Raw genomic sequence first — 19,542 nt, 5'->3', positions numbered from 1 at the left:
GCGAGCTTGCTTGGGACGGCCCTGCGCTGCGCTCATGCCGCCTTCCCCTGCGGCGTCTCGCGCGGCAGGTAGCCGTCGAGCTTGGACAGATGCGCCTGCCAGCTGAACTGGCGCAGCACGCGCTCGCGGGCCTGCTGGCCGATCGCCTGCGCGCGGGCCGGCGCGCTGAGCAGCGCATGCACGAGTTCGAGGTAATCCGCGGCGCTGTCGGCCGACAGCAGGTCCTGGCCGGCGAGCACGCCATCGGCGCCCAGCGCCTCGACGCAGGAACGCGCCGCCACCACCGGGCGGCCCACTGCCATCGCCTCGAGGATCTTGTTCTGCACGCCGCGCGCGAGCCGCAGCGGCGCGACCACCGCGGCCGCGTGCTGCAGGTAGGGCCGCACGTCCGGCACGGTGCCGGTCACGCGCACGCCCTCGCCGGCCAGCGCCAGCACCGACGGCGCCGGCGCGCGGCCGACGATGGTGAAGCGCAGCGTCGGCCAGCGCTGGCGCAGCTGCGGCAGCACTTCCGCGGCGAACCACTGCACCGCATCGACGTTGGGCCAGTAGTCCATCGCGCCGGTGAAGACCAGCGGCAGCTCGTCGGCCTCGAAGGGACTGGCCTGCTGCGGCAATGGGGCGAAGTAGCCGCTGTCCACGCCGTTGCCCAGCGCCTCGACGGGCGCGCCGGTCGCCGAAAGCCGCTGGAACAGCGCCTTCTCGCCCTCGGTGACGAAGAAGGAGCAGCGCGCCTGCTCGGCGACGCGGCGCTCATAGGCCAGCAGCTCGCGGCCCTCGCGGCGGTACAACCAGGACATCGGCCAGCGGCGCGCCTTGGCGTAATCGGTCCACTTGGCGGAGTCCACGTCGACGAAGTCGATCAGCATCGGCACCGGGCCCGCGATCGCGCGCAGCTGCTCGGCGTACTGCGCCATCGTCGACGAGAACACCACGATCGCGTCGAAGCGCTGCTCGCGCGCGATCCGGTCGATCCAGTCGCGCATCGCGCGCTGGCGGTAGTACGGCAGGCTCAGCGCCTCGCCGGTGGCCAGGCCGCGCAGGCTCGCCACGCGCGCCAGCAGCGGGTTCAGGTCGGCGGCGAAGAGCTCCTCGCACTGCGCGCGCAGCGCCGGCACATGGGGCCAGTCCTCGGCGTCGTCGACGAAGGTGCCCAGCCAGACCTTGTGATGCGCGCCCAGGTGCTTGAGCAGGTGGTACGAGCGCAGCTTGTCGCCCTTGTTGGGCGGATACGGCAGGCGGTGGACGAGGTAGAGGATGTTGGCCATGGCCGCTCCTCAGCCCAGGCTGCGCACGATGTGCGGGCCCAGCCAGTTGGCCACCGAGATCGGCAGCCGGCGCCACGCCTTGATCATCAGCTGGTACTTGGCGTTGCTCGGGTTGTTCTGCGGCACCGCCTCGCGCTTGTAGAGGCAGTACTCGTAATGCAGCGGCGTGGGCTCGAAGCCCCAGTTCTTCTTGAACGCGTAGCTGCCCGTGCCCTGCTTGCTGCGGCCGTAGTCGAAGACCTTGAGCCCGCGCCCGCAGGCGCGGCGCATCAGCTCCCAGTACTTGAAGTCGTTGGCCGCCAGGTCGCGCGCGGCGACCGCGTCGCCGGCGTAGTACGGCAGCACCTCGTCGCGGAAGTAGAAGCTCAGCACGCCGGACAGCGGCTCGCCCTGCTCGCTGGACACGATCAGCACCTCGGCGTCGCCGCCGAACTCGTCCAGCAGCGCCTGGAAGTAGCGCCGCGGCATGGCCGGCGTGCCGTGGCGATGGACGTTGTCGGCGTACAGCGCGAAGAAGCGGCCCGCGTCGCGGTCGATCTCCGCCTTCAGGTTGTGCTTGATGCCCTTGCGCACCATCGCGCGCTGCTTGCGCGGGATGGCCAGCATGTTGGCCTCCACGTCCGCGAGGATCTCCTTGCGGAAGGTGACGTACAGGTCCTGATGGGGCCAGTCGTCATGGCGGCGCCGGGTGTTGCGCAGCTCCAGGTGCTCGACGCCGAGCCGGCGCGCCAGCGCCTGCGCCTCGTCCTCCAGCGCCCGCGCGGCCTCCTCCGAGACCGCGGCCACGCCGCCATAGACCGCGAACGGCAGGCCCACCAGCGCATGGCCGAAGAGCCGGCTCTTGTTCTGCGCCAGCGGCAGCACGCCCTCGAGGACGCCATCGCGCTCGGCGTAGAGGAAGTAGCCCTCGTGGCCGAACTGCCTGCGCAGGATCCGCTGCCAGGCGGCGAGGTGGAAGAAGGTCGCCGACGGGCAGGCGCGCACGAACGCATCCCAGCGCGCCGCGCCGGCGGTGTCCTTCAGCGCCAGGCGCTTGACCTGCAGCGCAGGCTTGGGCGCCGCGCTCATGCCGCCAGCCGCTCCGCGCCGCCCGGCGCGAGGAAGATCTCGTCCATCCGCCCCCACGCGAAATCGCCCAGCAGCTGGTCGATGCGCGACTCGGTGCGGCCGATGTTCACGTAGTGCCGGAAGCGCGTCTTGGCATCGATGCCGGGAATGCGCGGCTGCGCCGGATCGATCTCCCACGGATGGAAGTAGAAGACCGCGCTGCGGCCCTCGATGCGGTTGAAGCGCTCGATCATCCAGCGCGTCATGCCGTAGGGCAGCAGCCGGAACCAGCCGCCGCCGCTGCTCGGATAGTTCTTGCCGCGCCAGCGCAGCGTCGTCACCGGCACCTCGATCAGGCCCGGCCGCACCTCGTAGGCGAAGCGCGGCGAATCCGGCATGCCGTAGTGGTCGTGCTGGATCGGGTAGACGCTGGAGCTGTAGCGGTAGCCGCAGGCCTGCAGCACGTCGAAGGCCCAGAGGTTGTCCTTGCCGATAGAGAAGCTCGGCGCGCGATAGCCCTTGACCTCGACGCCGCCCAGGTCCTCGAGCAGCGCCTTCGCATCGCCCACGTCCTTCAGGAATGAGGCGCGGTCCAGGTCGCTGGCGCGCTCGTGGCCGAAGCCGTGGCTGGCGAGTTCGTGGCCGCGCGCGACGATCTCGCGCACGATCGCCGGATAGCGCTGCGCGATCCAGCCCAGCGTGAAGAAGGTCGCCTTCACGCCGCGCGCGTCCAGCAGATCGAGGATGCGCGCCACGTTGCGCTCGACGCGGCATTCGCGCCGGTCCCAGTCGCCGCGGGCGATGTAGGGCGCGAAGGCCGAGACCTGGAAGTAGTCCTCGACGTCGATGCTCATCGCATTGCGGATCACCGCGCGGCTCGGGTTCATCGCATCGCTCCCACGAGTTTGTGCAGCAGCGCCAGCGTCTGCTGGTTGATCCGTTCCAGGCGCATCAGGCTGTCCTCGATGCGCTGCAGCCGCGCGTCCTGGCTGTCCAGGTCCATGCCGGCGAGCTCCTGCGCCAGCGCGCCGAGCTCGCCGTCCTGGCCCGCGCGCGCGCGCAGCCGCGTCAGGTCCAGATCGAGTTCGCCGCCGCCGGCGTGGCCATTCATCCGGCCATTCAGGCGGCCGTCGATCTCGGACCCATGCACCGCCGGCGGCGGCGCCGAGGCCGACTCGCGCGACAGGTCCTGCACCACTTCCTCCACGTCGGCGGCGGTGAGATGCGGGTTCTCGTGCATGAAGCCCAGCAGCAGCAGCCGGTCGCACAGCGTGTTGATGCGGCGCGGGATGCCATGGCTGGCGCGGTGCAGCGCGGTGAAGGCGTCGGCGTCGAAGCTCGGCTTGCCGCTGGCGCCGGCGCACTTCAGGCGGTGCTCGATGTAGCGCTGCGTGTCCTCCTCGTCGAGCGGGCCGATGTGGCAGCTCGCCGCGATGCGCTGGCGGAACTGCTCCATCTCGGGCCGCTGCAGGATGCCGCGGAACTCCGGCTGCCCGACCAGGAAGGTCTGCACCAGCGACTGGTTGCCGAACTGGAAGTTGGACAGCATGCGCAGTTCCTCGACCGCGCGGGCGGTCAGGTTCTGCGCCTCGTCGACGATCAGCAGGCAGCGCTTGCCGCGGCTGGCCTCGCTGACGAAGAAGGCCTCCAGCGCCATCAGCAGCTCGCTCTTGGGCAGGTCCTTGACCCGCACGCCGAAGGCCGCGCCCACCAGGCGCAGCGTGTCCTCGGCGTCCAGCTGCGTCGTGACGATGTTGCCGATGACGACGTTGCTGCGGTTCAGGCTGTCCAGCAGCCCGCGCACCAGCGTCGTCTTGCCGGCGCCGATCTCGCCGGTGATGACGATGAAGCCGTCGCTGCGCAGCACGCCGTAGTCCAGGTAGGCCTTGGCGCGGCGATGCTGCTTGCTGCCGAAGTAGAAGCTGGGATCGGGACTGAGCTGGAACGGCTTGCTGGCCAGCCCGTAGAAGGCCTCGTACATGGCGATGGGTGCGTGGATGCGTTAGAAGCGCTGCGACAGCGAGGCGTAGATCGCGTTCTCGCGATAGCCCGAGTTGCCCAGCGCGTTGTCATCGAACTTCGTGTACCGTACGCCGAAGCTGGCGTCGGCGCGGGGGCCCAGCCGCACGGCGACGCTGGCCAGCAGCGAGCTCATGTCGGTGGAGCCCACCTCGTCGCCGCTGGTGCGCTGGCGCGTGAGGCTCAGGCTGCCGGTGGTCAGCGGCGTGAAGCGGTAGCCCACGCTGACCGACACGCCGCGCTGGCGCAGCCGGTTGGTCAGCGCCAGGTCGCCGCTGCCGGTGGGCGACACGCCCAGGCGCCGGCTCAGGCTGTCGTTGGCGGCCAGCGTCGCGACCAGGCGCGGACCGTTGTAGCCGATGGACAGGTCGGTGCGCCGCTGCAGCATCGCGGTGTTGGAGATGAAGCCGTTGCCGGTCAGTGCGTCGGCGTTCAGGCCCATCGCCGCGAGCACTGCCCGCACCAGCGCGTCGCGCTTGACCGGGTCGGGCTGGATGCCCTGGAACTGCAGGTCCAGCAGCTGGTAGTTGGTGGCCTGGCCGCTGGGCGCGTCGTTGGTCTGCACGCTCTGCGAGCTCGACACGCGCAGCGCGATCTGCTGCATGCGGTGCTCCAGCGCCAGGTTGTGGCTGTTGCCGTAGCTGTGGTGCTGCCATTCGCCGTCGATGCGGGTGCGCGGCGTCGGCGTCCAGCGCGCGGTGACGCCGTAGATCGTCGAGGTCTCGCTGCCGAAGTAGTCGCTGCGCTCGCGCCCGGTGTTGACGCCCAGCATCCAGTCGATGTCGGGAATCCAGTACAGCGAGCCCACCACCGAGGTGGTGCGGTTGTCGATGCCGGTCTGGTCGAAGTGCACGCGCTGGGTGCTCGCGTTCAGGCCCCAGTTGAAGACCCGGCCCTGCGGGCCCGAGAGGTTCAGCGACAGCGTGCCCTGCTTGCTGTCGCCGCTGCCGGAGCCGCCCAGCGCGCCGTTGCCGCCGTCGCTGGAGCTGCGGATCAGCCCGGTGGCGCGCAGCTCGAAGCTGGCCATGCCGGCCAGGATGCCGCGCCAGTACGGCGAGACCTGCAGCGAGCGCACCTCGGTGCGGTTGGGGCTGTCGAGCTGGTTGTTGACGGTCTGCTGGCCGAAGGCCGAGATCGACTGCTGGCTGATGTTGCCGCGCACGTCGACGAACAGCGCCTGCGGCACCAGCTCGGCCAGCACGCGCGAGTTGAGCTGGTTCTGCACCCGCGCCGAGCGCTCGCTCTTCGTGTAGATCAGGCCATCCAGCGTGTAGTCGAAGTTGCCGCGCACCGCGCCGCTGTTGCTGGCGATGGAGACGCCGGGCGAGATGGCCGTGATGATCGCCTTGTCGCGAAAGCCGCTGGGCGCGAGCTGCAGGTTGTCGGTCCAGGTCTCGGTGACCCCGATCCGGGGTTCGAGCGTCCAGCCCTTACGGCCGCCGCCGTCGCCGCCCTCGCCCGCCTGCTGCCCGCGGGCCGGCGCGTGCGCCAGCGCGCCGAGCATCGCCAGCGCGGCGAGGCTCACCAGGGACAGCGGCCGGCGGCGGTGGACGATGACCCGCGTCATCGCGTCAGGTCCGATCCCGGCCGGCACCGGCCGCGGGGGTCGCCGCACCGCCCTGGCCATCGGCCTGGCCGTAGCCATACCCGTAGCCGTAGCCATATCCGTAGCCATAGCCGTAGCCGCTGCTGCGCTTGTTGCTGGCCTGGTTGAGCAGCACCATCTTCAGCGGGCAGTTCTCGATCGCGCTGACCGCCTGCTGCACCGCGCTCTGCGGCGTGCGCTCGGCCTGCACGACGATGACGATCTGGCCCATGTGCGTGGCCAGCACCCGCGACTCGGTGGTCAGCAGCAGCGGCGGGCTGTCGAAGATGATGATCCGGTCCGGATAGCGCTGGGCCATGTCGTCCAGCAGCGCGCTCATCGCGTCGGAGGCCAGCAGCTCGGTGGCCCGCGCGTGCGGACGTCCCGAGGGCAGCAGCGTCAGCTTGTCGACGTTGGTCTTGAGCAGCACGCCGGCCATGTCGACTTCCTTCTCCAGCACGTCGAGCAGGCCCGGGCCGGGCGGCAGGCCCAGCATGCGCAGCATCGACGGGCGGGCGACGTCGGCGTCCACCAGCATCACGGTGTTGTCGAACTCGGCCGCGATCGACATGGCCAGGTTCAGCGAGGTGAAGCTCTTGCCCTCGCCCGGCAGCGCGCTGGTCACCATGATCAGGTTGGCGTGCTTGAGCGAGCCGGCGCCGCGCGCCATCGCGTTGCGGATCAGCGGGCGCTTGATGTTGCGGTACTGGTCCGCCATCACGGTGCGCGGCGCGTTGGGCGTCAGGAAGCCCTGCGCGGCGAGCGCCTCCAGGTCCAGCTCGACGCGCTTGGACAGGCCGTCGCCGGCGCGCGCCACCGCCGGCGCGGACGGCAGCGGCACCACCGCGGGCGCGGCCACCGGGGCGGGCGCGGCCACCGGCGCCGGGGCGGGCGCGGGTGGCAGGCCGACGTCGACGCCGGCCTGCTTCAGTTGTTCCAGCCGCTGGGCGGCTTGTTCGATCAGGCTCGTCATGCGAAAACTCCCCTCACCCGGCCTGCCGGCTGATCCAGATGGCCATGCCGATCAGGCCGACCGCGTACAGGCTGACCAGGCTGCCGGAGGCCACGCCGAAGCGCAGCAGGTCGACCTTCAGGCGGCGCCGGTCCTCGGGCGTCTCCTGGCGCGAGACCGCGCCCAGGATCGGCAGCTCCAGGCGGTGGCGCAGCTCGTTGAGGTCGTGGAAGACCGGGCGGATCTGGCTCGCGGCGAAGGCGGTCAGCAGCCCGGCCAGCAGCGCCACGACCATGCCCGCGGCCAGCAGCATCAGCCGGTTCGGCGCCACCGGCTTGGGCGAGGCGCGCGGCGGATCGATGATGCGGAAATCGGCCACGCCCGAGGTGTTGTCCAGGTCGGTGGACAGCGACGCGGACTCGCGGCGCTCGACCATCTCCTGGTAGTTCTTCTTGATGATGTCGTAGTCGCGGTTGAGCTGCGCGAACTCGGCCTCGAGCTGCGGCGCCAGCTTGATCGCGCCCTGCGCGGCGTTGTAGCGGGTCGCGTACTCGTCGACGCGGGCGCGGATCTGCGCCACCTCGACCTCCTTGGTCGCCAGCACGCGCGCCAGTTCCTGGTTGGCCAGGCTGTCGTTGCGGCCGCCCGCGGCGGCGGGCTGCGCCAGCGCGGCCTTCTGCAGCTCGGCGACCTCGCGCTTGCGCTGGTCTTCCAGGTCCTTGATCTGGCGCTTGGTGTTGACCACGTCCGGATGCTGGTCGGTGTAGCGCTGCTGCAGCTGGTCCAGGCCGCGCTTGAGCTCGGCGATGCGGGCGTCGAGCTCGGGCGTGGCGAACTTCTGCGCGCTCTCCTGCAGCAGGCTGGACAGGCTGCCGCCGGCGGCGCTGCGCTTGGTCTCCAGGTCGAGCTGGGCCTTGGCCGCGTCGCGGGCATTGACCGCCTCGCGCAGCTGCAGCCGGGCGGCCTCGAGCTGGTTGCTGGACTCGGCCAGGCGCGCCGCGGCGTCCTTGCCGTCGGCCTGCGTCAGCTGCAGGTTGCGCAGGCGGAATTCCTTGCGGCGCGCTTCCGCTTCCTCGAGCTTGGTCTCGTAGGTCTTGATCTGCTCGTTCAGGAAGGTCGCGGCGGTGGTGCTGTCCTTGCGGCTCGCGCCCAGGCTGGACTCCATGAAGATCGACAGCAGTGAGGCCACCACCTTCTTCGAGATCTCCGGCGAGGAGTCGCGGTAGGACAGCAGGTACAGGTTGTTGGCCGAGTTGCCGGCGGTCTGGATCGACAGGTTGCGCGTGACGCGATCGATCAGCGCCTCCTGGTCGGACTTGCTGGTGGCCTTGAGGTCCAGGTCGGCCATGCGGACCAGCTTCTCGACGTTGGGGCGGCTGATCAGCGTGCGGCTGAGCATGCTGACCTGCTGCTCGGTGTTGGTCAGCACGGCCATGCCCGACATCAGCGGCTTGAGGATGGACTGGGTGTCCACGTAGACGCGCGCGCTGGCCTCGTAGCGGTCGGGCACGACGAACACCACGATGGCGGCGGCAATGCCCACCAGCCACGCGGCGACCAGTCCGGGCCAGCGGTAGCGCCACATCCGCTTGAACACGGCCATCAGTTGCGCGATCAGGGAATCCATGCGGCGATCTCGGTTGCGCCGGCATCGACGCCGGCTGGGCCCGGCGCGGAGCGGGCCGGTACTGCGCGAATCGGGGGCGCGGGCGCCGGCGCGGCGGCCTGCGGGCGGCCGGGCGCGGCGCTCCGGGCGCCGGTCAGAAGAAGCTCTGCGGAATGATGAGGATGTCGCCCGGGCGCATCTCGACGTTGGCCGACACGTCGCCGCGGCGGATCAGGTCCTTCAGGCGCACCGAGTACTGCTTGTTGCCTTCGGCCGTGCGCAGGATGGTGGCGGAGTTGCCGGCCGCGAAATCGGTCAGGCCGCCGACGGCGATCATCACGTCCAGCAGCGTCATCTTCTGCTTGTAGGGCAGGAACTGCGGCTTGGCGGCCTCGCCGACGACGCGGATCTGCTCGCTGTACGGGCCGACGAAGCTGGTGACGATCACGGTGACGACCGGGTCGCGCACGTACTTGCCGAGCTGCTTCTCGATGTCGCGGGCGATCTCGACCGAGTTCTTGCCCTGCACGGGCAGCTCGTCGATCAGGGGGGCGGCGATCTTGCCGTCGGGGCGCACGGGAACGGTCAGCGACAGCTCCGGGTTGCGCCACACGATGATGTTGAGGTTGTCGCCGGCGCCGACCACGTAGCTGTAGTCGGCCTGGGAGGCGGACACCGGCGCGGGCGGGTGGTTGCCGGTGGTCGAGCAGCCCGCCAGCACGGCGGCCAGGCCCAGCAGCGCGGCCTGGGCCGCCTTCATGGAAGCGTTCTTCAATCCAGTGTTCTTCAACATGTCCACCCCTGCAGGAAGCTGACCGGATTGCACCTCAGCGCGCGCGGGTGTGGAACCCCCTGGACTGAGGGCGATCCCTCCCTGACGTGATGGATTTCCGTGCTAGCGGCGGCGCCCCGGAAACCTGTTTTCCCCATCCTTATCGTCCCTTGAGCACCGGCTTGATCAGCGCGATCAGCAAACGCTGCAGCGGGTGCGAATTTCCCCAGGGCCGCCAGGTGTGTTTGAGCGTGCCGCGGTAAGCGTCGAAATGCATTCCCCAGGGCGCAGCGCGCAAGGGACCGCGACCCAGCAGCAGTTTCAGGACATTCGTGCCCATGACGCCGGCGCACAACTCGCAGGCCATCACCGTGGACGGGCCGCGCCGCTCCTTGAAATTGACCGCCTCGGGCGCCACCAGATACTGCCGGCTGAGCATCGCCGGCGATACCCCGGCGATGAAGCGCGCATATTGCTCCTCGTGGTCGCGGCCCTCGACCTGGAAATAGTCCTCGAAACTCATGCCGGTGGGACTGAAGTACAGGAAGGCGGTGCCCATGCCCAGAGGCGCGGCGGTCATCGCCGGGATGCCCAGCTCGCGGCAGCGGCGGAACACCTTGCGGCGCACCTCGAGCACGAAGAAATCGAGGCTGTCGATATACACGTCGACGCCCTTGAGAAACTCGTCCATGTTGGCGTCGTTGACGCCTTCGCGGAAAAGCCGGACGTCGCTCTCGGGGTTGATGTCGCGGACCATCTCGCCGACCACGTCGAGCTTTGGACGGCCCATCGTCGACATGAAGGCGGCGGCCTGCCGATTCATGTTGTGGACGTCGAATTCATCGAAGTCGGCGATATTGAAATTCGACACGCCCAGACGCGCCATCGTGAGCGCATGCGAGCCGCCGACGCCGCCCAGCCCCGCGATCGCGACGCGCGCCTTGCGCAATCGCTGCTGCTCGTCCTTCGTGATCCAGCCGATATTGCGCGAGAAGGCGCGGTCGTAATCGAATGTGAAACCGGAAGGCGTGGCGCGGCTCATGAGGCTCCCTTTTGTCGTATTCCCTGCAGCCGGCGAGTATGCGCCCGCGCGGTGACGGGCCAGCGCCGGGGAAGCCCGCTGAAGGGACGCGCGGCCGCGGCCGGCACACCCCGTCCGGGGCCCTCCCCCATCCCCCGCGAACGTGGGGAAAGCCGCTGTCGAGAAACTTGACAAGAGGCGCTGAAGATTCACGCAAGCGAATGTCAAGTCGTTGATTTGAAAGGACGAAAGTGCACTGGCACGCTCCTCGCTTTGAAGTCGGACAAGAAGCCGGCACGTGCCGCTTCCTAACGTGCATCTGGCAAGACGCATCCTCAAGGAGAGACACATGTTCAAGCAAGCAAAGCTCGCACTGGCAGCCGCGGCGCTGGCGGCGGCGACCTTGCCGGCGATGGCAGCCCCGCTGTACATCGACACCGGTCATGACTTCAACCTCGACCCGAACGGCCTGACCACCACCGCGGTGTTCGACCAGCTGGGCTACTCGGGCACGCTGGCCACGTCGATCTACCTGGGCTCGCCGGCGACGCCGGGCACCACGGTGATCGACACCAACATCCCGTCGGTGATGAACTCGTACGGCTTCTCGGCCGGCAGCCACACGACGCTGAGCGGCGGCAGCGCGAACTTCTCGTATCCGAACGCCCCGTCGCAGACCAACATCGACTCGCTGAACAACCCGCGTCCGGGCAATGACCTGAACGGCTTCACGGGCGGCGTGAGCTTCCCGCAGTACGGCGCCGGCAACGTCGGCGGCCTGGGCGGTGCCTGGGGCCTGACCTACCAGTACCAGATCACCGGCAAGACGGTGGACTCGAACAGCGACGGCGTGTCGGACTACGTCCAATACACCGGCGGCGTGTTCCACGTCTACTACCAGAGCGCCGCGACCGACCCGAACAACGGCAAGGAAGTCCTGCGCCTGGTCGTGACGGGTTCCGACATCCAGCTGACCAACCTGAATGTCAAGGGCTACGTCGACTACAGCTACGCGGTGGGTGATGCCTTCGTGCAGAACTTCTTCAGCTCCGGTGAAGGCCTGGGCACGCTGTACAGCAACTGGCTGAACAACAACATCTCGGTGAGCTGGATCCTGGACACCAACGTGGATCCCCCGATCCCGACCCCGGACCAGCTGTGGAACGCCGGCGGCGGCCTGATCCGTCAGTCGACGCTGGACGGCTCCCTGGTGATCAACGTGCCGGAACCGGGCTCCCTGGCCCTGGCCGGTCTGGCCCTGGCCGGCCTGGGCTTCGCCCAGCGCCGCCGCAGCCAGCGCAAGTAATCCGGAGTTCTTCCGGCCAAGGCCGCTCAGCGAAGGCTGAGCGGCCTTTTTCATTGCCTCGGCCCGTCATCGCTTGAGCACGGCCTTGGGCCCGATCCGGCCTTCCAGGACAGGCGAGGGACAGGCAAGCACAGGCGCACAGGCAAACAAAAAGCGCCTTGCAGATCCTGCAAGGCGCTTTGTCGTGGGCGCTGCGCTTATTCGCCGAGGTAGGCGGCGCGCACCTTCGGGTCATTGAGCAGGGCCTTGCCCTCGCCCTTCATCGTGATCGCGCCGGACTCCATCACGTAGCCGCGCGTGGCGAGCTCCAGCGCGCGGCTGGCGTTCTGCTCGACCAGCAGCACCGTCACGCCCTGCTGGTGGATGTCGTTCACGACCTCGAAGATCTTGTCCACCATGATCGGCGACAGGCCCATCGACGGCTCGTCCAGCAGCAGCAGCTTGGGACGCGCCATCAGCGCGCGGCCCATCGCCAGCATCTGCTGCTCGCCGCCGGACATCGTGCCGGCGAGCTGCGCGCGCCGTTCCTTCAGCCGCGGGAACAGGCCGAAGACCTTGTCGATGTCGGCGGCGATCTCGTTGTCCTTGCGGATGAACGCGCCCATCTGCAGGTTCTCGGTGATGGTCATGCGGGTGAAGGTCCCGCGGCCTTCCGGCACCATCACCAGGCCCTGCTTGGCCAGGTTCCAGGCGCCCTGGCCCTTGATCGAGCGGCCGAGGAACTTGATGTCGCCCACGGCCACCGGCTGCAGCCCGGTGACGGCCTTGAGCGTGGTGGTCTTGCCCGCGCCGTTGGCGCCGATCAGCGAGACGAGCTCGCCCTCGCGCACGTCGAAGTCCACGCCCTTGACTGCCTGGATGCCGCCGTAGGCCACCTTGAGGCCCTCGACCTGGAGGAGGATGTTGTCTGCCATCTTTTCGATTTCCATGGGTCGGGATCAGGGAGCCGCGTGGGCTTCCTGCGCCGCGTGGGCACCGAGGTAGGCCTCGATCACCTTGGGGTTGCGCTGCACTTCCGCCGGCGTGCCGGAGGCGATGAGCTTGCCGTAGTCCAGCACCGACACGTGGTCGCACAGGCCCATCACCAGCTTCACGTCGTGCTCGATCAACAGGATCGTGCGGCCGTCGTTGCGGATGCGGTCGATCAGCTCGCGCAGCACGACCTTCTCGGTCGCGTTCATGCCGGCGGCCGGCTCGTCCAGCGCGATCAGCTTGGGATCGGTCGCCAGCGCGCGCGCGATCTCCAGACGGCGCTGGTCGCCGTAGGACAGCGTGCGCGCCTTGAAGTCGGCGTGCTTGCCGATGCCCACGTACTCCAGCAGCTCGCGGGCGCGGGCGGTGATCTCGGCCTCTTCCTTCTTGAAGCCCGGGCTGCGGAAGACCGCGCCCACCAGGCCCGAGTGGGTGCGCACGTGGCGGCCCACCATCACGTTCTCCAGCGCGGTCATCTCGGCGAACAGCCGGATGTTCTGGAAGGTCCGCGCGATGCCGGTCTTGGCGACCTGGTGCACCGCCTGCGGCTTGTAGGGCTGGCCGCCCAGCTCGAAGGTGCCGCCATCGGGCACGTACAGCCCGGTGATCACGTTGAAGAAGGTCGTCTTGCCGGCGCCGTTCGGACCGATCAGGCCATAGACCTGGCCCTTCTTGATCTCGATGCCGACATCGGACAGCGCCTGCAGGCCGCCGAAGCGCTTGGACGCGCCGGCCACTTTCAGTACGGTTTCAGTCATTCGTTGTTGCTCCTGCGCTGATCAGACCGGCTTGGCCGCGGGCTTGGCCTCGGCCGGCAGCGGCCGGGACTTGCCATGCTCGGGCGACGGCCACAGGCCGCGCGGACGGATCAGCATGATCACGATCATCGCCAGCGCGATCAGCAGCTGGCGCAGGATGGCCGCGTCCAGGCGGCCGTCGGTCATCTCCTGCAGCGGGCCGGCGACGTAGCGCAGCACCTCCGGCAGCGCCGCCAGCAGCAGCGCGCCCAGGATCACGCCCGGGATGTGGCCGATGCCGCCCAGCACCACCATCGCCACGATCATCACCGACTCCTGCAGGCTGAAGGACTCGGGCGAGACGAAGCCCTGGAAGGCGCCGAACATCGAGCCGGCCACGCCGCCGAAGGTCGCGCCCATGCCGAAGGCCAGCAGCTTCATGTTGCGGGTGTTGATGCCCATGGCCTTGGCGGCGATCTCGTCCTCGCGGATGGCCATCCAGGCGCGGCCGATGCGCGAGTTCTCGAGCCGGTAGCAGATCACCACCGACGCGATCACCAGCGCCAGGAACAGGTAGTAGTACATCGACACCGAGTTGACGGTGTAGCCGAAGAAGTCGTGGTTCTGGCTGAACTCGAAGCCCAGGAAGTGCACGCCGTCGATCTGGCCGATGCCGCGCGGGCCGTTGGTGATGTTCAGCGGATATTCCATGTTGTTCAGGAACACCCGGATGATCTCGCCGAAGCCCAGCGTCACGATGGCCAGGTAGTCGCCGCGCAGCTTCAGCGTGGGCGCGCCCAGCAGCACGCCGAAGAAGCCCGCCAGGCAGGCCGCCAGCACGATGGCCACCAGCAGCGGCATGTGCAGCCCCTGCGGGAAGGCCGCGGCGATGTGCTCGAAGTTCTCCGCCAGGTGCGGGCTGTTGAGCAGCGCGAAGAGATACGCGCCCACCGCGTAGAACGCGACGTAGCCCAGGTCCAGCAGGCCGGCGTAGCCGACCACGATGTTCAGGCCCAGCGCCAGCAGCACGTACAGCAGCGCCAGGTCGATGATGCGCACCGGGCCGTTGCCGAAGGACTGCGCGAACAGCGGCAGCACCAGCAGCAGCGCGCCGGCGACCAGGAAGGTGATGAGTTTGGAGGTCTTGGTCTCGAACATGGTCGGTTCCTCAGGCGCGGTCGGCGACGCGTTCGCCCAGCAGGCCGGACGGACGCAGCGTGAGCACCAGGATCAGCGCGATGAACGCGAAGATGTCGGCGTAATGGCTGCCCAGCACGCCGCCGGTCAGGTCGCCCAGGTAGCCGGCGCCGATGGCCTCGATCAGGCCCAGCAGCACGCCGCCCACCATCGCGCCGGCGAGGTTGCCGATGCCGCCCAGCACCGCGGCGGTGAAGGCCTTCAGGCCGGGCATGAAGCCCATCGAGTGCTGCACGGTGCCGTAGTTGGCGGCCCACATCAGGCCGGCCACCGCGGCCAGCGCGGCGCCGATGACGAAGGTCAGCGAGATCACCGCGTCAGGCTTGACGCCCATCAGCGCGGCCACGCGCGGGTTCTCGGCGGTGGCGCGCATCGCGCGGCCCATCTTGGTGTGGTTCACCAGGAACAGCAGGCCGCCCAGGATCACGACGGTGGACACCAGGATCAGCACCTGCGTCACCGTGATCACCGCGCCGCCGATCTGGATCGGGTCGGTGGGCAGCAGCTGCGGGAAGGGCTTGGGATTGGGCTTCCAGATGATCATGGCCAGCGTCTGCAGCAGCAGCGACATGCCCATGGCGGTGATCAGCGGGGCCAGTCTGGGCGCATTGCGCAGCGGCCGGTAGGCGATCTTCTCGATCGCGAAGTTGAGCAGCGTGCAGACGACGATCGCGCACACCAGCGCGATGATCATCAGCAGCCAGCCCGGCAGGCCCGCGCCGGCCAGCGCCGTGACGACGGTCCAGCTCACCAGCGCGCCGGCCATCAACACCTCGCCGTGAGCGAAGTTGATGAGGTTGATGATCCCGTACACCATCGTGTAACCCAGTGCGACGAGGGCATACATGCTCCCGAGCACCAGGCCGTTGATGATCTGCTGAAAAAGTATCTCCATAAGGCCCCAGCGTGTTGTTGGCCACGGCTCGCGCCGCGTGACGAGGATCGGGGTGCAACCCCCGTGCCAGTCCGTCGGTTTCAAGGGTATTCACCGACGAAGTGCGATGCGTGCGCACTCGCCGACGTTGTGTTCCCAGTCTCGGCCACGCCACGCGGTGCGGAAATCCGCACAAACCGCCTCGACAGCCGGGCGAAACCTCGCCAGTCACAAAAAAGCCGTCCTGGCGGGTGCGTGGCGCGCGCCAACTTGGGCACACTGGGCGGCGCATGTCGTCTCTCATGGAACCGGTCGTCACCTCCTCCTTCGCCTCGTCCTCGCTGGGCCGGCGGCTGGGGGTCTTCCTGAGCAGGCCCAGCTTCTACCTGTACATGACGGGCCTGCTGATGCTGCTGGGGCTGCTGCTGGGCCACCGGCTCAGCGAGCGCGCCAGCCTGGACCAGCTCAGCGCCCTGGCCACCGAGCGGCTCGAGCTCTACGCCTCCAACCTGCAGACCGAGCTGGGCCGCCACGCCTACCTGCCCAGCCTGCTGGCGATCGACGACGCGGTGGTGCGGCTGGTCGACCATCCCGACGACGAGGCCCAGCGCAAGGCCGCCAGCCTGATGCTGGCGCGCGTGAACGTGCGCGCGGGCACGACGCAGATCTTCGTGGCCGACCCGGGCGGGCGCGTGCTCGCGGCCAGCGAGCCGCTGACGCCGCCGGCGCGGCTGCAGCAGGCGATCGAGCAGGACCGCCACCACTTCTTCGCCTCCGATGCGGGCCAGGCGGGCCTGAGCGGCTCGACCAACTTCTTCCTGCTGCACCCGCTGCGCCGCAACCAGCAGCTGCTGGGCGTGATCGTGGTGAAGCTCAACCTCGCGCCGCTGGAGTCGACCTGGGTCGACCTGGGCCTGAGATCGCAGGGCGAGCGCATCCTGGTCTCGGACGACCAGGGCGTGGTGATCATGAGTTCGGTGGAGGACTGGCGCTACGCGGTGCTCAACCGCGCCGACGTCGAGCGCCGCGACCGCCTGCAGGCCAGCGCGCGCTACCCGCGCGTGGGGCCCGACCTCAACCTGCCGCCGGCGCTGGAGGCCTACAACAGCCAGCTGGTGCGGGCGCCCGCCCCGGCCAGCACGACGCTGCTGGCGCAGGAGCGGCAGCTGCTGCCGCTGGGGCTGCGGCTGCTGGCGCTGTCCGACCTGTCCGAGGTGCGCCGCCAGGCGCGGCTGGCGGCGTGGAGCGGCGCCGCCTTCGGCGCGGCGATCGGCATGCTGCTGCTCTACCTGGCGTCGCGGCGGCGCGCGCTGCGCCAGCTGTTCCATGCCAAGACCGAGCTGCAGAACGCGCACGCGCAGCTGGAGCTGATCGTCGACGAGCGCACGGCGGAACTCCGCCAGATCAACGAGGAGCTGCTCGAGCAGATCGCCCAGCGCCGCCAGGCCGAGGGCGAGCTGCTGCAGACCAGCAAACTCGCGGTGCTGGGGCAGATGTCGGCCGGCCTGTCGCACGAGGTCAACCAGCCGCTGACGGCGCTGCGCGCGCTGGCACGGAATTCGCAACGGCTGCTGGAGGCCGGCCGCACGCAAGCGGTCGCGGACAACCTGCAGACGATGGACGACATGGTCGAGCGCATGGGACGGATCACCCGCCAGCTCAAGAGCTTCGCCCGCAAGGCGGAGCCGGCGCGCGCGTCGGTGTCGCTGCTGGCCTGCGTCGACAATGCGCGGCTGCTGCTGGACCATCGCACCCGCGCGCTGGACCTGCGCATCGAGGTCGAGGTGCCGGCGGGGCTGCGCGTCAGCGCCGAGTCCAACCGGCTCGAGCAGGTGCTGGTGAACCTGCTGGCCAACGGCATCGACGCGATCGCATCGGAGCCGGCGCATGAAGGACACGAGCGCCGGCTGCGCGTGGCCGCGGTGCCGGCCGACGACGGCCGGCGCGTGCGCGTGCAGGTGCAGGACAGCGGACCGGGGCTGAGCGAATCGCTGCTGCCGCGGCTGTTCGAGCCGTTCTTCACCACCAAGCCCGCCGGCGAAGGCCTCGGGCTGGGGCTGGTGATCTCGTCCAAGATCGTCCACGAGTTCGGCGGCGCGCTGAAGGCGCACCGTCTGGAACAGGGCATGAGTTTCGAATTCGACCTGGAGGTCGATACCTGGCAGGCCGAGGAGGGTCAGTATGTTTGAGGGCTACAAGGTCGTGTTCGTCGAGGACGACCTGCCGGTGCGGGTCAGCCTGACCCAGACGCTGGAGCTCGAGGGATTGAGCGTGGTGCCATGCCGCTCCGCCGAGGAGGCGCTGCCGCACGTGCAGCCCGGCGCGCCGGTCATCGTCATCACCGACGTGCGGCTGCCCGGCATGGACGGGCGCGCGCTGCTCGCCCACGTGCAGGCGACCGATCCGCAGATCCCGGTGATCCTGATCACCGCCCACGGCGACGTGAACATGGCGGTGCAGGCGATGCGCAACGGCGCCTACGACTTCATCGAGAAGCCGTTCGCGCCCGAGCGGCTGCTGGACACCGCGCGGCGCGCGCTGGACCTGCGGCTGCTGCGCCATTCGGCCGACGAGCTGCGCGCGCAGCTGTCGGCGGCCAGCGGCATCGAGGCGGCGCTGCTGGGCAAGTCCGCGGCGATGCAGCAGTTGCGGCGTCAGGTGCTCAACCTGGCGTCGACCTCGGCCGACGTGATGATCCTGGGCGAGACCGGCACCGGCAAGGAACTGGTCGCGCGCTGCCTGCATGACCAGAGCCCGCGCCGCGACCGCCATTTCGTCGCCATCAACTGCGGCGGCCTGCCCGAGGCGCTGTTCGAGAGCGAGCTGTTCGGCCATGAGTCCGGGGCCTTCACCTCGGCCGGCAAACGCCGCATCGGCAAGGTCGAGCACGCCAACGGCGGCACCCTGCTGCTCGACGAGATCGAGACCATGCCGGTGCCGCTGCAGATCAAGCTGCTGCGGGTGCTGCAGGAACGGCGCGTGGAACGGCTGGGCTCCAACGAGGAACAGCCGATCAACGTGCGCTTCATCGCGGCCAGCAAGGCCGACCTGAAGGAGATGGGCGAGCGCGGACAGTTCCGCAGCGACCTGTACTACCGGCTCAACATCGCCACGCTGGTGCTGCCGCCACTGCGCGAACGGCGCGAGGACATCCCGCTGCTGTTCGAGCACTTCGTGGCCCAGGCCTGCAAGCGCTACGAGCGCCCGGCGCCGGAACTCACCCCCGACAAGCTGCGCGAACTGATGGCCCACGACTGGCCCGGCAACGTGCGCGAGATCCGCAACGCGGCCGACCGGTTCGTGCTGGCGCTGGACGACCTCGACAGCTCGGCGGCGATCCAGGCGGTTCCGAACCTGGCATTGGCGCGGCAGATGGAAATGGTCGAGAAGGCGCTCATCGAACAGGCGCTGCGGCGCTCGGGCGGGAAGGTGCCAGCGGCGATGGAGCTGCTCGGGACACCGCGCAAGACGCTCTACGACAAGCTCCACCGGCACGGGATCCAGCTCGACGATTTCCGCTGAATCGCTTCCCGCAAGGTATTCGCCCCTCGCCTCCACGGTGAGAGGGCTGAAATGCCCGCTGCGCGCCACCTGCGTCTCTTCAGGCGCTCGGTAGAACACCCTCTCCCCGGGACGGGGAGAGGGAGGGGTGAGGGGTCTGGCCAGAGCGCTGCTGCCCTTCGAAGCACCCCCTCTCCCCTGCCCTCTCCCCCCTCGCGGGGGGCGAGGGAGTTCATGCGGAGGCGGCAACGCTTGCGTTCATGCGTTCATGCGTTCATGCGGCCTGCCGGGTGCCCAGGATGGCGCGGTCTAGCACTTCCTTCAACTGGTCGATCGTGGCGGGCTTCACCAGATAAGCCGTCGCGCCGCGACGGATCGCCTCCGCCGCGTCACCGGCGCTGGACGTGCCCGTCAGCATGACGATCGTCATGGGACCCTCGCGCAAGGCCTCGCCCAGGAAATCCATGCCCTGACCATCCGGCAAGGCACGGTCCAGGATCATGACCTCCGGGCGGTGCTCGGACAGGCGCTGGCGCGCCTCGCGCAGGGTCCCGGCCGTCGCCACGGAGTAGCCCTCCAGCTCGAGAAGAATGCCCAGCGTCTCGCTGGACTCAAGGTTGTCATCGACGATGACGGCATGGAGTGGCATGGCAAACCCTGCGGCAAGACGTCCAGAAGAAGCACC

17 protein-coding genes are annotated in these 19,542 nt (G+C 69.0%); 3 read left to right on the top strand and 14 right to left on the bottom strand.

Annotation, left to right across the window (positions count from 1 at the left end; all coding sequences use genetic code 11):
• Window positions 1-32: 32 nt before the first annotated feature.
• The 9 genes from ACEN96_RS11235 to ACEN96_RS11195 form a co-directional block, all read right to left on the bottom strand.
• A complete protein-coding gene (locus ACEN96_RS11235) occupies window positions 33-1,268 on the bottom strand; it encodes a TIGR03087 family PEP-CTERM/XrtA system glycosyltransferase (protein ID WP_495588097.1) in 1,236 nt (411 codons plus the stop codon).
• A 9-nt stretch (window positions 1,269-1,277) separates the two neighbouring features.
• Window positions 1,278-2,336 carry a FemAB family XrtA/PEP-CTERM system-associated protein gene (locus tag ACEN96_RS11230; RefSeq protein ID WP_495588096.1) on the bottom strand — a complete coding sequence of 353 codons (1,059 nt, stop codon included), beginning with the start codon at window positions 2,334-2,336 and terminating at the stop codon, window positions 1,278-1,280.
• Window positions 2,333-3,202: an XrtA system polysaccharide deacetylase gene (locus tag ACEN96_RS11225; RefSeq protein WP_495588095.1), complete on the bottom strand. Its 870-nt coding sequence runs from the start codon at window positions 3,200-3,202 to the stop codon at window positions 2,333-2,335. Before ACEN96_RS11225 ends, ACEN96_RS11230 begins: the two co-directional genes overlap by 4 nt.
• On the bottom strand, window positions 3,199-4,296 hold the full coding sequence (locus ACEN96_RS11220) for an XrtA/PEP-CTERM system-associated ATPase (RefSeq protein ID WP_495588094.1): 1,098 nt from the start codon (window positions 4,294-4,296) through the stop codon (window positions 3,199-3,201). The genes ACEN96_RS11225 and ACEN96_RS11220 overlap by 4 nt, the downstream gene beginning before the upstream one ends.
• Window positions 4,297-4,317: 21 nt before the next feature.
• On the bottom strand, window positions 4,318-5,901 hold the full coding sequence (locus ACEN96_RS11215; RefSeq protein ID WP_495588093.1) for a TIGR03016 family PEP-CTERM system-associated outer membrane protein: 1,584 nt from the start codon (window positions 5,899-5,901) through the stop codon (window positions 4,318-4,320).
• A 4-nt stretch (window positions 5,902-5,905) separates the two neighbouring features.
• A complete protein-coding gene (locus ACEN96_RS11210; protein WP_495588092.1) occupies window positions 5,906-6,892 on the bottom strand; it encodes an XrtA-associated tyrosine autokinase in 987 nt (328 codons plus the stop codon).
• Window positions 6,893-6,905: 13 nt separating this feature from the next.
• Window positions 6,906-8,498 (bottom strand): XrtA system polysaccharide chain length determinant, encoded by a 1,593-nt coding sequence (locus ACEN96_RS11205; protein WP_495588091.1) that lies wholly within the window; start codon window positions 8,496-8,498, stop codon window positions 6,906-6,908.
• Between the two features lie 133 nt (window positions 8,499-8,631).
• Entirely contained in the window at window positions 8,632-9,270 is a 639-nt protein-coding gene (locus tag ACEN96_RS11200; protein WP_495588090.1) for an XrtA/PEP-CTERM system exopolysaccharide export protein, read from the bottom strand.
• A 139-nt stretch (window positions 9,271-9,409) separates the two neighbouring features.
• A complete protein-coding gene (locus ACEN96_RS11195; RefSeq protein WP_495588089.1) occupies window positions 9,410-10,291 on the bottom strand; it encodes a ThiF family adenylyltransferase in 882 nt (293 codons plus the stop codon).
• A gap of 328 nt (window positions 10,292-10,619) precedes the next feature.
• Between ACEN96_RS11195 and ACEN96_RS11190 the strand changes: the two genes are divergently transcribed.
• Window positions 10,620-11,576, top strand: coding sequence for a PEP-CTERM sorting domain-containing protein (locus ACEN96_RS11190; RefSeq protein WP_495588088.1), 957 nt, complete (start codon window positions 10,620-10,622; stop codon window positions 11,574-11,576).
• A gap of 197 nt (window positions 11,577-11,773) precedes the next feature.
• Here the strand turns inward: ACEN96_RS11190 and ACEN96_RS11185 are convergent, their stop codons facing one another.
• Genes ACEN96_RS11185 through ACEN96_RS11170 form a run of 4 tightly spaced genes read right to left on the bottom strand, consistent with a single transcriptional unit; the run spans window position 11,774 to window position 15,377 of the window.
• Entirely contained in the window at window positions 11,774-12,490 is a 717-nt protein-coding gene (locus tag ACEN96_RS11185) for an ABC transporter ATP-binding protein (protein WP_495588087.1), read from the bottom strand.
• A gap of 24 nt (window positions 12,491-12,514) precedes the next feature.
• Window positions 12,515-13,306 (bottom strand): ABC transporter ATP-binding protein, encoded by a 792-nt coding sequence (locus ACEN96_RS11180; protein WP_495588086.1) that lies wholly within the window; start codon window positions 13,304-13,306, stop codon window positions 12,515-12,517.
• 21 nt (window positions 13,307-13,327) lie between these two features.
• Entirely contained in the window at window positions 13,328-14,443 is a 1,116-nt protein-coding gene (locus ACEN96_RS11175) for an ABC transporter permease subunit (RefSeq protein ID WP_495588085.1), read from the bottom strand.
• A 10-nt stretch (window positions 14,444-14,453) separates the two neighbouring features.
• Window positions 14,454-15,377 (bottom strand): branched-chain amino acid ABC transporter permease, encoded by a 924-nt coding sequence (locus ACEN96_RS11170; protein ID WP_495588084.1) that lies wholly within the window; start codon window positions 15,375-15,377, stop codon window positions 14,454-14,456.
• A gap of 281 nt (window positions 15,378-15,658) precedes the next feature.
• Between ACEN96_RS11170 and ACEN96_RS11165 the strand changes: the two genes are divergently transcribed.
• Together ACEN96_RS11165 and ACEN96_RS11160 are read left to right on the top strand one after the other, a co-directional pair.
• Window positions 15,659-17,545, top strand: coding sequence for a sensor histidine kinase (locus ACEN96_RS11165; protein WP_495588083.1), 1,887 nt, complete (start codon window positions 15,659-15,661; stop codon window positions 17,543-17,545).
• Window positions 17,538-18,878, top strand: a complete 1,341-nt coding sequence (locus tag ACEN96_RS11160) for a sigma-54-dependent transcriptional regulator (protein WP_495588082.1) — start codon at window positions 17,538-17,540, stop codon at window positions 18,876-18,878. The genes ACEN96_RS11165 and ACEN96_RS11160 overlap by 8 nt, the downstream gene beginning before the upstream one ends.
• A gap of 253 nt (window positions 18,879-19,131) precedes the next feature.
• Here the strand turns inward: ACEN96_RS11160 and ACEN96_RS11155 are convergent, their stop codons facing one another.
• Entirely contained in the window at window positions 19,132-19,506 is a 375-nt protein-coding gene (locus ACEN96_RS11155) for a response regulator (RefSeq protein WP_495588081.1), read from the bottom strand.
• Window positions 19,507-19,542 lie beyond the last annotated feature (36 nt).

It is taken from the genome of Roseateles sp. Mitsp63 (genome assembly GCF_059491535.1).
The sequence above is the reverse complement of the archived record's forward strand: the minus strand, read 5'-3'. Positions and strand labels throughout refer to the sequence as shown.